This window comes from Zavarzinia aquatilis (genome assembly GCF_003173035.1).
GTDB classification, from domain to species: Bacteria; Pseudomonadota; Alphaproteobacteria; order Zavarziniales; family Zavarziniaceae; genus Zavarzinia; species Zavarzinia aquatilis.
The window spans coordinates 1-12,277 of record NZ_QGLE01000013.1; the positions used below are offsets into that span (position 1 = coordinate 1).

General features: G+C 66.7%; 17 protein-coding genes. 6 read left to right on the forward strand and 11 right to left on the reverse strand.

What is annotated here, in order from left to right; translation table 11 throughout:
* Positions 1-541, forward strand: a 541-nt coding sequence (locus tag DKG74_RS18110) for a transposase (RefSeq protein WP_207779409.1), incomplete at its 5' end; no start/stop codon positions are given.
* A 127-nt stretch (positions 542-668) separates the two neighbouring features.
* Here DKG74_RS18110 and DKG74_RS18115 read toward each other — a convergent pair.
* From DKG74_RS18115 to DKG74_RS18140, 6 genes are all read right to left on the reverse strand, one after another.
* On the reverse strand, positions 669-1,139 hold the full coding sequence (locus DKG74_RS18115) for a DUF2867 domain-containing protein (RefSeq protein WP_109907594.1): 471 nt from the start codon (positions 1,137-1,139) through the stop codon (positions 669-671).
* A 111-nt stretch (positions 1,140-1,250) separates the two neighbouring features.
* Positions 1,251-2,390: a site-specific DNA-methyltransferase gene (locus tag DKG74_RS18120; protein ID WP_109907595.1), complete on the reverse strand. Its 1,140-nt coding sequence runs from the start codon at positions 2,388-2,390 to the stop codon at positions 1,251-1,253.
* A gap of 56 nt (positions 2,391-2,446) precedes the next feature.
* Positions 2,447-3,076 (reverse strand): ribonuclease HII, encoded by a 630-nt coding sequence (locus DKG74_RS18125; protein ID WP_109907596.1) that lies wholly within the window; start codon positions 3,074-3,076, stop codon positions 2,447-2,449.
* A 51-nt stretch (positions 3,077-3,127) separates the two neighbouring features.
* Complete coding sequence (locus DKG74_RS18130; RefSeq protein ID WP_109907597.1) at positions 3,128-4,312, reverse strand: PA0069 family radical SAM protein; 1,185 nt, start codon at positions 4,310-4,312, stop codon at positions 3,128-3,130.
* Between the two features lie 68 nt (positions 4,313-4,380).
* Positions 4,381-4,692 carry a type II toxin-antitoxin system RelE/ParE family toxin gene (locus DKG74_RS18135; protein ID WP_109907598.1) on the reverse strand — a complete coding sequence of 104 codons (312 nt, stop codon included), beginning with the start codon at positions 4,690-4,692 and terminating at the stop codon, positions 4,381-4,383.
* 4 nt (positions 4,693-4,696) lie between these two features.
* Positions 4,697-4,951: a ribbon-helix-helix domain-containing protein gene (locus DKG74_RS18140; RefSeq protein ID WP_109907599.1), complete on the reverse strand. Its 255-nt coding sequence runs from the start codon at positions 4,949-4,951 to the stop codon at positions 4,697-4,699.
* Between the two features lie 231 nt (positions 4,952-5,182).
* Between DKG74_RS18140 and DKG74_RS18145 the strand changes: the two genes are divergently transcribed.
* Entirely contained in the window at positions 5,183-5,476 is a 294-nt protein-coding gene (locus tag DKG74_RS18145; protein ID WP_243404162.1) for an addiction module antidote protein, read from the forward strand.
* Between the two features lie 62 nt (positions 5,477-5,538).
* Here the strand turns inward: DKG74_RS18145 and DKG74_RS18150 are convergent, their stop codons facing one another.
* From DKG74_RS18150 to DKG74_RS18170, 5 genes are all read right to left on the reverse strand, one after another.
* Positions 5,539-6,435: a hypothetical protein gene (locus DKG74_RS18150; RefSeq protein ID WP_133251619.1), complete on the reverse strand. Its 897-nt coding sequence runs from the start codon at positions 6,433-6,435 to the stop codon at positions 5,539-5,541.
* 306 nt (positions 6,436-6,741) lie between these two features.
* Positions 6,742-7,329: a GNAT family N-acetyltransferase gene (locus DKG74_RS18155; RefSeq protein WP_165837746.1), complete on the reverse strand. Its 588-nt coding sequence runs from the start codon at positions 7,327-7,329 to the stop codon at positions 6,742-6,744.
* A gap of 1 nt (position 7,330) precedes the next feature.
* Complete coding sequence (gene sseA / locus DKG74_RS18160) at positions 7,331-8,176, reverse strand: 3-mercaptopyruvate sulfurtransferase (protein ID WP_109907602.1); 846 nt, start codon at positions 8,174-8,176, stop codon at positions 7,331-7,333.
* 23 nt (positions 8,177-8,199) lie between these two features.
* A complete protein-coding gene (locus DKG74_RS18165; protein ID WP_109907603.1) occupies positions 8,200-9,198 on the reverse strand; it encodes a cysteine synthase A in 999 nt (332 codons plus the stop codon).
* Positions 9,199-9,261: 63 nt separating this feature from the next.
* A complete protein-coding gene (locus tag DKG74_RS18170; RefSeq protein ID WP_109907693.1) occupies positions 9,262-9,858 on the reverse strand; it encodes an NUDIX domain-containing protein in 597 nt (198 codons plus the stop codon).
* Positions 9,859-10,018: 160 nt separating this feature from the next.
* Here DKG74_RS18170 and DKG74_RS18175 point away from each other — a divergent pair, with 160 nt between their 5' ends.
* The 4 genes from DKG74_RS18175 to DKG74_RS18190 all read left to right on the forward strand — a co-directional run bounded on the left by DKG74_RS18175 (position 10,019) and on the right by DKG74_RS18190 (position 12,276).
* The gene (locus tag DKG74_RS18175) at positions 10,019-10,261 is read left to right on the forward strand and encodes a YMGG-like glycine zipper-containing protein (RefSeq protein WP_109907604.1); all 243 of its coding nucleotides are present in this window, start codon (positions 10,019-10,021) and stop codon (positions 10,259-10,261) included.
* A gap of 139 nt (positions 10,262-10,400) precedes the next feature.
* Entirely contained in the window at positions 10,401-11,090 is a 690-nt protein-coding gene (locus DKG74_RS18180; protein ID WP_109907605.1) for a DUF6134 family protein, read from the forward strand.
* Positions 11,087-11,833, forward strand: coding sequence for an SDR family NAD(P)-dependent oxidoreductase (locus tag DKG74_RS18185; RefSeq protein ID WP_109907606.1), 747 nt, complete (start codon positions 11,087-11,089; stop codon positions 11,831-11,833). Before DKG74_RS18180 ends, DKG74_RS18185 begins: the two co-directional genes overlap by 4 nt.
* Entirely contained in the window at positions 11,830-12,276 is a 447-nt protein-coding gene (locus DKG74_RS18190; protein ID WP_109907607.1) for a nuclear transport factor 2 family protein, read from the forward strand. The genes DKG74_RS18185 and DKG74_RS18190 overlap by 4 nt, the downstream gene beginning before the upstream one ends.
* Position 12,277 lies beyond the last annotated feature (1 nt).

Genomic DNA, 12,277 nt, shown 5'->3' on the forward strand with positions numbered 1-12,277 from the left:
GATCACCCAGACCATTGTCGCTCAGACCAATCAGCGCCGCCTGATCGACGATCCCATGGTGCTGGCCTCGATCGACGAGGTCATCGCCCTTCTGCGCCGCCAGGCCCGCGCCTTCGAGGCCGCTATCGTCGACCTCCTCGACAGCGAGCCCCTCTGGCAGGCCCTGAATGTCGCCTGCCGCTCGATCAAGGGTGTCGCCCTGCGCACGATTGCCCGCCTCATGGCCGAACTGCCGGAAATCGGCACGTTCTCGGGCAAGGCGATCGCCAAGCTCGCAGGCCTCGCGCCCCTCGCCCGGGATAGCGGCAAACATTCGGGGAACCGCCATGTCCGAGGGGGACGGGCCGGCGTCAGGTCCATCCTCTTCATCGTCGCCAGCATCGTCAGGCGCTTCAATCGCGACTTCGCGGACTTCCACAAAAAGCTGCTCGACGCCGGCAAACCCAGAAAGGTCATCCGCATCGCCCTCGCCCGAAAACTCCTCGTCCGGCTCAACGCAAAAGCACGAGACGTCCGGCAGGCCATGCCAAATCTCTCTTGACCAACAAGACAGTCGCTCTCCCCCCAAAGGGCGGAGAGGGAGAAATAGCCCCCTCTCCGCCCGCTGGCAGGGGGGAGAGAGCGGGGGGTAAGGTGGGAGCACGCCGCGGGCGGGTGCAGAGACCCGCTCAGGATTTCTCGGCCTGCGCCATCATCGCGGCGACGATGAGCCGGTGGAAGGGCAGGATCACCTTCAGATAGACACGGCCCCAGATATTGTGGGGGCGCACCAGTGTCGTCACCGTGATGCGGCGGCGCTGGCCGGGGGCGGGCACCACTTCGACCGCGACGCGGAAATCGAGATGGCGGTCGTCGAGGCCGAGGATGACGCAGCCCGGCGACTGGCTGAGCACCGGGAAGATGCCGACGTGATCCGGATCGCCCTCATGGCCGGGCTTCAGGCCGAAGGGAGCGACGAGGGCGTTGCGCAGGCGCATGAGCAGGCGCACCCAGCGGGGCGAGCGGCCCATGATGCGCCGCGCCGCCGACGGGGCGTCGAGGCTGCGCAATTCCGTGACCGCCCGATAGGCGTCGGCATAGGCCGCGCCCGGCAGCAGTTCGGCAAGCGCAGGTTCGGGGGCGACCGCCTCGACGCGCATGGGGTGTTCCGCGATGATTGATCCTCGCGGAATGAGACGACGGCGCGCCGTCGCGGAAAAGCACCCAAAATGCCGCAGTCCCCGCGTTTCGGCGGTTCCGATTGTCGCAGGTCAGTGCGCGGCGCCCAACTCCGCGCGCAGACGGCTGCGCCAGAAGTCGATGGGCACCAGATTGCCCTGATGCTCGAAGTGCCAGAAGGTCCAGCCGTTGCAGGCCGGCGCGCCCTGGACATGGGCGCCGACCCGGTGGATGGAGCCGGTGGCGTCGTTGACGACCAGGCTGCCGTCGGCGCGCACCCGGGCGACCCAGCGGCGGCGCTGGTCGAACAGCTGGGTGCCGGGGCGGATCAACCCGCGCTCCACCACGTGACCGAAGGGAATGCGCGGCTCTTCCCGCTTCGATTTGGTGACCGACAGGGGCGCCTCGCCCCCGGTCTCGACCGCGTCGATGCGGGCCTGCGCCACCGCGGCATAGGCCGTGTCGCGCTCCAGCCCGATGAAATGCCGGCCCAGGCGCTTGGCGACGGCGCCCGTGGTGCCGGTGCCGAAGAACGGGTCGAGGATGACGTCGCCCGGATGGCTGCAACCGACGATGACGCGGTAAAGCAGGGCTTCCGGCTTCTGGGTCGGGTGGGCCTTGGCGCCGTCGTCGCCCTTCAGCCGCTCGTTGCCGCCGCAGATCGGTAGCAGCCAGTCGGAGCGCATCTGAAGATCGTCGTTCATGGTCTTCAGGGCGTCGTAATTGAAGGTATAGCTCTTCTGCGCCTCGTTGCGGGCGGCCCAGATCAGCGTCTCATGGGCATTGGTGAAGCGCCGGCCGCGGAAATTCGGCATCGGGTTGGCCTTGCGCCAGACGACGTCGTTCAGCATCCAGAAGCCGAGGTCCTGCAAGGCGGTGCCGACCCGGAAGATGTTGTGATAGGAGCCGATGACCCAGATCGCCCCGGTATCCTTCAGCACCCGCCGCGCCTCGAACAGCCAGGCCCGCGTGAAGCGGTCGTATTCGGCATATGACTCGGCGATGCTGGCGCCGTCGCCGAAGCGATCCCAGTCGTCGTCGACACCGTCGACCACCGACTGGTCGGGGCGGCGCAGCTGGCCGGCGCGGGTGCCCTTGTCCAGCATCAGATTATAGGGCGGATCGGCGAAGACGAGATCGACCGACTTGTCAGGCAGGCCTCGCATCATCTCGATGCAATCGCCGATCAGAATCCGATCGAGCGGCAGTTCCTGCTTGATTTCCTTCGTCATGACCGACCCCCAGAGGCAACCGAATCAGCGCATCCTGATTCGGCCGGGGAATCACGTCAATAGTCGTTTTGAATCAATGCCTTGATGGGACTAAATGATGTGCGGTGGAAACTTGTTGGCCCAAGCCGTTGTAGCGCGGCGCTATGTTCCGGCGTGCCATAGCCCATGTGACGGGCGAAGCCATAGCCCGGAAAGCGCAAATCAGCCTGCGTCATGATGCGGTCGCGGTGCACCTTGGCGACGATCGAAGCGGCGCCGATCGACAGCGACAGGGCATCGCCCTTGACCAGGGTGGTGACCGGGCAGGGCAGGGCCGGCGCCCTATTGCCGTCGACGAGGGCGTGGGCGGGCACGACCGGCAGGGCCTCGACCGCGCGGCGCATGGCCAGCATGGTCGCCTTCAGGATGTTCAGCCGGTCGATTTCCTCGACGCTGGCTTCGCCGATGCCGACATGGGCGGTGGCCAGGATCTCGCCATACAGGCGCTCCCGCGCGGCGGCGGAGAGTTTCTTGGAATCTGTGATCCCGGCGGGCAGCACGGCGCCGGCCGGCCAGATCACGGCGGCGGCCGAGACGGGCCCGGCCCAGGGGCCGCGCCCCGCCTCGTCGATGCCGCAGACCAGGCCGCCCAGGGCGGTTTCGCGGGACAGGTCGGGCGGCGGCAGGCTTGGTGTCTTCGCTTTCATGGCGCGGGGACCATGGCACGAAGACCGGGCCTTGTGAATCCTTGCCGCGCTTCAGTCGCCGAACAGGGCCATCTGGTTATCGCTGTCGAGCGGGCGGCGGAAGCGCGTGGTGTCGAGCGGGCGGCGCGCGGTCTCCAGCCCCAGCCGGCTGCAGGCGAGGCGGAAACGCCGGGCGATCAGCTCGGCATAGGGCCCCTGGCCCCGCTGGCGGAGGCCAAATTCGGCGCTGTTCAGCTTGCCGCCCCGAATGTCGCGGACGAGCGCCAGCACCCGCCCGGCCCGCTCGGGCATGGCGGCGGCCAGCCATTCCTCGAACAGCGCGCGGATTTCCATCGGCAGGCGCAGCAAGACATAGCCGGCGATGGAGGCCCCGGCGGCCCGCCCGGCCTCGAGGATCGCCTCGGTCTCGTGATCGGTCAGGCCCGGAATGATCGGCGCGGTCATGATCCCCGTCGGGATGCCGGCGGCGGCGAGGGCGCGGATCGCCTCCAGCCGTCGCTCCGGCGTCGCCGCCCGGGGCTCCATCCGCCGGGCCAGGCGGCGGTCGAGGGTGGTGACCGAAATCGCCACCTTGGCCTGGTTGCGGCCGGCCATGCGGGCGAGAATGTCGATGTCGCGCACGACAAGGGCGGATTTGGTGACCACGGTCACCGGATGATTCCAGCGCTCCAGCACTTCGAGGATGCGGCGCGTGACCTGCATCTTGCGCTCCAGCGGCTGATAGGGATCGGTATTGGTGCCGAGGGCGATGGGCTGGCAGACATAGGATTTCACGCCGAGCTCCGCCTCCAGCAGGCGGGCCGCCTCGGGCTTCACGAACAGGCGGGATTCGAAATCGAGCCCGGGGGAGAGGCCGAGATAGGCATGGGTCGGCCTTGCATAGCAATAGGTGCAGCCATGCTCGCAGCCCCGGTAGGGATTGATCGAACGGTCGAAGGAAATATCCGGGCTGTCGTTGCGGGTGATAACACTGCGCGCCTTGTCCGTCTGCACCGTGGTCACGATACGGGGCGCCGGCTCGTCCAGATTGCCCCAGCCGTCGTCCAGCGCCACCCGCGCCTCGCGCTCGAACCGGCCGCTGGCGTTGGACATGGTGCCCCGCCCGGCCCGCGCCGCCGCCCCGGCCAGCACGCCGCCATCCCCCGGCCCCGCGGACGCCTCACGCTCCTCCCCCCGCACGAAAACCGGCCGCGGCTTGGCGGCACGTTTCGGGGGCAGGGGGATCGGATCGGCCATGAGACAAGCATGACGGAAATGGAACAAAAAGTGAACATGGAAAATATGGCGATTGGTCGCCGCGCCGGTCAGGCCGAATGATCGTCGCGGAACCGGTCCATCTGATGCATGCGCTCGTGGAGGATGGTGACGATACCGATGTCACCGCCGGACAGGCGCCGCCAGTAGACGAAATGATGCTCGTGCCGGAAGTAGAAGCCTTCGACCCCGAATTCGGCCGGGATCGGCCGCGAGATCGCGCCATGGCTCTCGATCCTGTCGAAAGCGGCGAAGAGGTCAATGATATATCGCTCGGCCTGTTCGCTTCCCCAGCGATCCCTCGTGTAACGGAATATCTCATCGAGCCGGCGAGACGCCGCCTCCTGGACGAGGACGGCCATGGTGTCAGCCGCGGTTCCGGGCGATCACCTCGGCGGCGGTCAGGGGGCGATAGTCGTGCTCGGGCGCCGCGAAGGCGCGCGTCAACTCGGCCTTCAAGCGGTCGAAGGCTTCCCGCTCGGCCCGTTCCTTGTCGCGCCGGATCAGGTCACGGACATATTCGCTGATATTCTCGTAGGCGCCGTTCTCGCCCACGTTCGAGGCTACGAAATCGCTCAGCGCGCCACTGATCCGCACGGTCATGGTCGTGGTCCGGGACATGGAGGCTCCTTTTCGTCTGTCTTCAAGTTAAGCAAGGGTGAAGACGGTCGCAAGATTTCCGCTGCATTCGCCAGTGCCGAGTGATCGGCTTCTGCTGCGTTCATGTTGCCTTTCGTGCCTATCACGCTGTCTTTCGTCGGAGACAGCGGGATCGTGGGACCTGCAAGCGAAAGCCCGCATTCTGATCCGGATTGACCGCCTCCCCTCGGCAACGCGCGGGATGTGAACAGGATGACGAAGGACATGACCACCGTGACCACGGCATGGGATGCCAGCCAATATCTGGACGGCCCCGAAATGATCGCCGCTTATGTCGACGCCGCCTTCGAGGAAGGCGACCCCGCCGTGATGGCTTCGGCCCTCGGCAACATCGCGCGGGCCAGGGGCATGAGCGATGTGGCGGCGGCCGCCGGCCTTGGCCGCGCCAGTCTCTACAAATCCCTGTCCGAACACAGCCACCCGGAATTCGCCACCATCCTGAAGGTGATCAAGGCGCTGGGGCTTCGCCTTACCGTGGCGGCTTGAGGGGAGTGATCGAGGGTAGCGGGGATGAATATAGCGTCCCCTTATCTCCTGCACCCTGCGGATCAGAGCTCGTCAATCGAGGTTAACAGCCGCGTGCCATAAGTCTTGCCCAGCCGGGCCTGTCGGGCGAGATTGACGAAGGTCTTTTCGCCGATGACGATATCGGCGAGCGGCAAGACTGTAGCGAAGGCTGACATGTCACGCAGGTCGTTCTCTGCGATAGGCCTAGCCTGATCTTCGAGTCGTACAGCCAGTTCCCTCTCGGTAGCGAGGATCGGTACGTCAACTGGGATACTACGAACCAACGAAGCTCCAATGTCGCGAACACCATTCCAGTCCAATCCAAGCTTTCGGCCAGTTGCAAGAATGAAATCGAGTTCGTCGATCATCAGCTGCGCGCCATAAGCGCGTTTGCGCAGCGCCAAGGGTTCAGAAGCGACAATAGCCCGTCGTGCTTCGATTCTCGCTACGAGATCAGCCGAGCCAGCGCTAAAGCGCCTGACACTTTCGAGTCTCACATGCTCATCGCTGGCGGTAAGATAATCGAACAGTGCCCTTGCAGGATCGGAGCGCATATGGTCGAGGACTCTGTCCGACAGAGCAAAGCCGAACGCCCCGGACGAATAATTGGCGGTCGCTTCGAACCATATGTCGGACAGGAACCAGTACTCCTCCGGCGGCGCGCGCTTGATCGCAAATTTGTTGGTCAGATAAGCTTCTAGCGTCTCGCCCAGTATCCGGCGTCTGCCACGAAAGACGCGGCCACGGCTGATTGTAACTTGGGTTCGCGCCATATTTTCCCGGCGGACGGGGTCATTGATCTTTGACGTTTCGTAGATATTGGCGAAGCTTAGTGGGACGATAAATCGCTGCTGCTGAAGCGCTGTGACGACTTTTACTAGCTGTGCGTGCTCCTGCGGATAACTCACCTTGTCCCAAGCGCCGCGCGCCAGCGCCACCCATGCGTTCTGATCGAGATATAGTATTTCCACCATGGCTCAACAAATAACAGTACCGATAGGCTGATACCAGGCTCAGTTGACAAAGGATGGAAGCCATGGCTTTGCGGTGGCAAGGGTTCCGGGGTTCCGGGGTTCCGGGGTTCCGGGGTTCCGGGGTTCCGGGGACGCCAAGGTTCCGGGGACGCCCAAGGTTCCGGGGACGCTATACGAAACTCCATCCTCGTGCCGCCGCAGGGGCCATCTGGTCACGAGATTCCGGCCTCCGCCGGAATGACGAATGAACTCGAGGGGAATCCCCCCCCCTCAATCCAGCCGTGCCAGCTCCGGTCCCAGCGGCCAGGCCAGCCGCTCGCGCGTCGCATAGGGGCGGAAGCCGAATTTCTGGTAGAGGATCAGGGCCTTGGGGTGGTCGAGGGTGCAGGTGTCGACGGTCATGCGGGTGGGGCCGCGTTCCCAGGCGAGCTGGATCGCCTGATCGAGCATGAAGGGGCCGAGGCGGCGGCCGATGAAGTCGGGGGCGATGCCGAAGAGGCCGAGGTCGATGCGCGTGCCGCCGTCCTGGGGCACCAGTTCGAAGAAGCCGGCGGGCGCGCCCTTGAGGTGCAGGACATAGAGGCCATAGCCCGGGGCGGCGAGATGGGCCGCGAGCTTGTCGTCCGGCCAGCGGCGGCGGTCGATCCACATCCAGTCCCGGCCGACGTAATGGTAGAGCCAGCGGAAATAGGCGACTTTCGGCTCCTCAACCCGCATCAGGACATGCTGGTCGAGGGGCGGCGGCGCCCGGCGGGGGGCCGGGCGCTCGAGCATTTCGAGATAGGTGATGCGCGAGGCCTGGGCGGGGCCCGCCGCCGGCACCCAGTCCGGCGGCGGGGCCTCCGCGTCGGCGGTCACGTCAGACCTCGATGGGGGCGTCGGCGCGGGCGCCCCATTCGGCCCAGGAGCCGTCGTAGAGCGCGAGATTGCGCGCGCCCAGTTCATGCAGGGCGAGCAGCGCGATGCAGGCGGTGACGCCCGAGCCGCAGGAAGCGACCACGGGCTTCGCCGGGTCGATGCCGGCGGCGGCGAAAATCTCGGCCAGTTTCGCGTGGGGCAGGAACACGCCGGTCTCGGGGTCGAGCAGGCTGCCGGCCGGGACATTGACCGAGCCCGGGATATGGCCGCGCTTCAGGCCGGGGCGCGGTTCCGCCTCGGCGCCGGTGAAGCGGCCGCCGCTGCGGGCGTCGACCACCTGCTCCTTGCGGGTGACGAGGTTCTGCCGCACCTGATCGAAGGCGCGGATGCGCATCGTGTTCTCGCGCGCGGTGAAATGCCTCTCGCGCGGGGCGGGCGGCATGTCGTCGACCGGGCGGCTCTCGGCCTTCCACTTGGCGAAGCCGCCGTCGAGCACCATCACATCGTCATGGCCGAAGGCGCGGAACATCCACCACACCCGGGCGGCGGCGAAGGGCGCGCCGCCGTCATAGACGACGATGCGGTTGCCGTCGCCGAGGCCCATCTTGCGCACCCGGGCCGAGAATTTCTCGGACGACGGCAGCATGTGGGGCAGGGGCGAGGTCAGGTCGCAGATTTCGTCGATATCGAAGAAGACGGCGCCGGGGATATGGCCCGCCTTGTATTCTTCCCGGGGGTCGCGATTGGCGCCGGGCAGATACCACGAGGCATCGACGACGCGCACGTCGGGCGCATCCAGGTGTTCGGCAAGCCACTCGGTGGAAACGAGGCCTGTCTCATTCGGCATTGATGATGCTCCGGTTCTTGATTTTAGAGCCACGAAGGCACGGGCAGGTTCCGCGCCTTGAGGAATTCCGGGTTGAACATCTTCGACTGGTAGCGGGCGCCACCGTCGCAGAGAATGGTGACGATGGTATGACCCGGGCCGAGCTCGCGGGCGAGGCGGATGGCGCCGGCGACATTGACGCCGCTCGAGCCGCCAAGGCACAGACCCTCGTGCTTCAGGAGGTCGAAGACCACCGGCAGGCTCTCGTCATCCGGGATCTGATAGGCGGTATCGACCTTCAGCCCCTCGAGATTTGCGGTGATGCGGCCCTGGCCGATGCCTTCGGTGATCGAGGTCCCCTCGGCCTTCAGGGCGCCCGTGGTGTAATAGGAATAGAGCGCGGCCCCCGGCGGATCGGCGAGGGCGATCTTCACGCCGGGGTTCTGTTCCTGCAGATACATGGCGGTGCCCGCCAGCGTCCCGCCCGAGCCGACGGCGGAGACGAAACCATCGACCTTGCCGTTGGTATCGGCCCAGATTTCCGGCCCCGTCGTCTCGTAATGGGCGCGGCGGTTGGCGGTATTGTCGAACTGGTTGGCCCAGATCGCGCCATTCGGCTCCGCCGCCGCGATCTCCTCGGCGAGGCGGCCTGAATATTTCACGTAATTCATCGGGTTGGCATAGGGCACCGCCGGCACCAGGCGAAGGTCGGCGCCGCACAGGCGCAGCATGTCCTTCTTTTCCTGGGACTGGGTCTCGGGCATCACGATCACGGTGCGATAGCCAAGGGCATTGCCGACCAGCGACAGGCCGATGCCGGTATTGCCCGCCGTGCCCTCGACGATGACGCCGCCGGGGCGCAGCAGGCCCCGTTCCTCGGCGTCGCGCACGATGAACAGGGCGGCGCGATCCTTTACCGAGCCGCCGGGGTTCAGGAACTCCGCCTTGCCCAGAATCTCGCATCCGGTCGCCTCGGAAGCGGCGCGCAGACGGATGAGGGGCGTGTGCCCGATGGTGTCGATGAAATCCTGGCGAATCGGCATGGGGTCCGGCTTGTCGTGTCTCTCTTCAAGGACTAGTGAACCTACCGGGGTGGCGCGTGGGACTCAAGCCCAGCGGCGGCGCAAATCCGCGCGGTTGAGCGCGAGCCAGTAGAGCGCGACGAGGGCGGGCATGTTGCGCAGTCGGCCGTCCGCCGCCATCGCCAGCGCCTCGTCGACGGTGACGACATGGACCTTGATGTCCTCGTGCTCGTCGGCAAGGCCATGCAGGCCGCCGCTCCGCGACAGGTCGCAGCGGCCGACGAAGATGGTCGCCAGCTCCTTCAGGCAGCCGGGGGATGGATAGCCGATGGCGGCGCGCACCATGTCGGTGACGGCGAGGCCCGCCTCCTCCACCGCCTCGCGCCGCGCGGTCTCGGCGGGATCCTCGCCCGGCTCGGTCCGTCCGGCCACGGTCTCGAGGAGCCAGGGATCGTCGTCCATCAAGAGGGGGGCGGGGCGGAACTGTTCGATCAGCAGCACCCGGTCGCTCGCCGCATCGTAAGGCAGCACGACGGCGGCGCCGCCCTGTTCCAGGATGTCGCGGCTGATTTCCGCGCTCATGGTGCCATCGAAGCGGCGGTGGCGCAGGCGAAGCACGGTCTTGGGGTAAAAACCCTTGTGCACGATCTCGCGAGAGAGGATTTCGACAGTCTTGTCCATGGCGGGAATCCCGGGATAAAGCATTACAAATCAAGGTCTTGGCAACGCGGGGCGGGTTTTTCGGGAACCGCGGGGCAGATCGTGCCGTTGCTCTGTCATGGGGTGAGGGGCTGCACGCGGCCGAAAGGTCGCGCTCACCAGTCTGATCGGAGGATGAACCATGCGCAAGTCGACGACCATCGCCGCCCTCGGCCTTGTCTGCCTTAGCCTTGGCCTTGGCGCCTGCTCTGGCCTCAACCGTCAGGAACAGCGCGCGCTCTCGGGCGGCGCCATCGGCGCCGGCGCGGGTGCCGCGGTCGGTGCCCTCACCGGGGGCAGCGCGATCACCGGCGCCCTGATCGGCGGTGCCGGCGGTGCCGCCATCGGCGCCCTGACCAGCGACGACGACCACAAGAGGCGTTGAGAGCCTGTCTGAAAACGCCGGACGGGTCGATCCGCCGGATGCCCAGACAGGCTCCGAGCCGAATTCAGCCGGCCGTCGCTGATCCGCCTGCCGGTTTCCCGCGTAAGTGAGGGAGACCGGACAAGGCGGGAGGCGGCGCATGAAAACCTGGTTGCGGGCGCTGGTCGCCCTGATCGTCTGGATTGGCGGCGTTGCCGCCCCGGCCCGCGCCGAACGGGCGGGTCAGACGCCGCAGCCGGTCTATTTCGAAGTCTGGCGAAACGGCAGCCTGATCGGGACGCACCGTATCGCCTTCCGGCATGACGGTGCCGACCTCGTCGTCGACATCGACATCCGCCTCGCGGTCAGCTTCGCCTCGATCACGCTCTTCCGCTACGAACACCGGAACGAGGAACGCTGGCGGGATGGCCGCCTGATCGCCATGACCAGCGCCACGAACGACGACGGTACGGCGGAACGGGTCGATATCGCGGCTGGCGCGGATGGTCTCGTCGTCAGGGGCAGCGATTTCGCCGGCACGGTACCGGCCGACCTGCTGCCGACCACCTATTGGCGCATGGACTCGGTCCGCCAGCGCCGGCTTATTTCCAGTCAGGACGGCCGCCCGATGGCGGTGACGGTGACCGATGCCGGCCTCGACACGGTGCAATCCGAGGGCCGCGCGGTGCCGGCCAGCCGTTACCTGATGCGGGGCGATCTCGACCTCGACCTGTGGTACGACGCGGCGGGGAACTGGGTGAAGCTGGAATTCGCCGCCTCGGACGGCTCGGTTATCGAGTATCGCCGGGTGGTGGAGCCGCGCCGGCTCGAGGCGGAGGTGCGGCCATGACGGCACCCTTCGTCTGGATCACCGGGGCGAGTTCGGGCATCGGCTTTGCCCTCGCCGAGGAATTCGTCCGGCAGGGCTGGCGCGTCGCCGCCAGCGCGCGGGGCGCGCAGGGGTTGGCGCAGCCGCCGGCGGGGACCATCACCCTGCCGCTGGACGTCACCGACGAGGCGGCGGTGGCGGGGACCGTCGCCGCGATCGAGGCGGACCATGGCCCGATCGACCTTGCCGTGCTCAACGCCGGCAATCATCGGCCGACCCCGGCATCCGATCTGCGACCGGCGGATTTTCGCGATCTCTTCGCGGTCAATGTCTTTGGCGTGGTGAACGGTCTTGCCGCGCTGCTGCCCTTGATGCGGGCGCGCGGGCGCGGGCGGATCGCCATCGTCGCCTCGGTCGCCGGCTATTCGGGCCTGCCCGGCGCCTCAGCCTATGGCGCGACCAAGGCTGCCCTCATCAACATGGCCGAGGCGCTGCGGGTGGAACTGGCCGGCAGCGGCGTCGACATCCGGCTGGTCAGCCCCGGTTTCGTGCGCACGCCCCTGACCGACCGCAATGATTTCCCCATGCCTTTCCGCATCGAGGCGGAGGACGCGGCACGGCGCATGGTCCGCGCCCTGACCAGAACAAACGCGTTCGAGAGCCATTTTCCCCGCCGCTTCACCCTGATGCTCAAGCTGCTTCGGCTGCTGCCCTACCGGCTGTATTTTCCGCTGGTCGGACGGATGACGGGGCAGGGGCGATGATGGATCTCGATGGCGCGCTGGCGCGTTATGCCGCCGCGCTTGAAGGCTTGAGGCCGGAAACCGTCGATGCCCTGGACGCGGTCATGGCGCCGGACATCCGCTTTCGCGATCCCTTCAACGATATCGCCGGTCTCGACCATGCGCGGGCCCTGTTCCGCCAGATGTTCGAGGATTGCCTCGACGTGCGCTTTGCCTTGCGCGGGCGCTTTCGCGATGGCGAGCGGGCCGTGCTGCTCTGGACCATGGATTACCGGCTGCGGCGCTGGCCGGACAGGCCCCTGAAGATCGAGGGGGCGAGCGAGCTGTGCCTCGATCCGGCGAGCGGCCTCGTGACGGCCCATGTCGATCATTGGGACGCCGCCTCGCAGCTTTACGAGCATGTCCCCTTGCTCGGCTTCGTGCTGCGGCGCTTGCGCCGGCGCATCGCGACGCCGGCGCCCTGAG

Bases quoted from the DNA above. Each gene is read 5' to 3' on its own strand.
- DKG74_RS18115 (WP_109907594.1), bottom strand. From the start codon at position 1,139: ATGCGCGTCGAGGCGGTCGCCCCCGAACCTGCGCTTGCCGAACTGCTG.
- DKG74_RS18120 (WP_109907595.1), bottom strand. From the start codon at position 2,390: ATGACGAAGGAAATCAAGCAGGAACTGCCGCTCGATCGGATTCTGATC.
- DKG74_RS18125 (WP_109907596.1), bottom strand. From the start codon at position 3,076: ATGAAAGCGAAGACACCAAGCCTGCCGCCGCCCGACCTGTCCCGCGAA.
- DKG74_RS18130 (WP_109907597.1), bottom strand. From the start codon at position 4,312: ATGGCCGATCCGATCCCCCTGCCCCCGAAACGTGCCGCCAAGCCGCGG.
- DKG74_RS18135 (WP_109907598.1), bottom strand. From the start codon at position 4,692: ATGGCCGTCCTCGTCCAGGAGGCGGCGTCTCGCCGGCTCGATGAGATA.
- DKG74_RS18140 (WP_109907599.1), bottom strand. From the start codon at position 4,951: ATGTCCCGGACCACGACCATGACCGTGCGGATCAGTGGCGCGCTGAGC.
- DKG74_RS18145 (WP_243404162.1), top strand. From the start codon at position 5,183: ATGACGAAGGACATGACCACCGTGACCACGGCATGGGATGCCAGCCAA.
- sseA (WP_109907602.1), bottom strand. From the start codon at position 8,176: ATGCCGAATGAGACAGGCCTCGTTTCCACCGAGTGGCTTGCCGAACAC.
- DKG74_RS18165 (WP_109907603.1), bottom strand. From the start codon at position 9,198: ATGCCGATTCGCCAGGATTTCATCGACACCATCGGGCACACGCCCCTC.
- DKG74_RS18170 (WP_109907693.1), bottom strand. From the start codon at position 9,858: ATGGACAAGACTGTCGAAATCCTCTCTCGCGAGATCGTGCACAAGGGT.
- DKG74_RS18175 (WP_109907604.1), top strand. From the start codon at position 10,019: ATGCGCAAGTCGACGACCATCGCCGCCCTCGGCCTTGTCTGCCTTAGC.
- DKG74_RS18180 (WP_109907605.1), top strand. From the start codon at position 10,401: ATGAAAACCTGGTTGCGGGCGCTGGTCGCCCTGATCGTCTGGATTGGC.
- DKG74_RS18185 (WP_109907606.1), top strand. From the start codon at position 11,087: ATGACGGCACCCTTCGTCTGGATCACCGGGGCGAGTTCGGGCATCGGC.
- DKG74_RS18190 (WP_109907607.1), top strand. From the start codon at position 11,830: ATGATGGATCTCGATGGCGCGCTGGCGCGTTATGCCGCCGCGCTTGAA.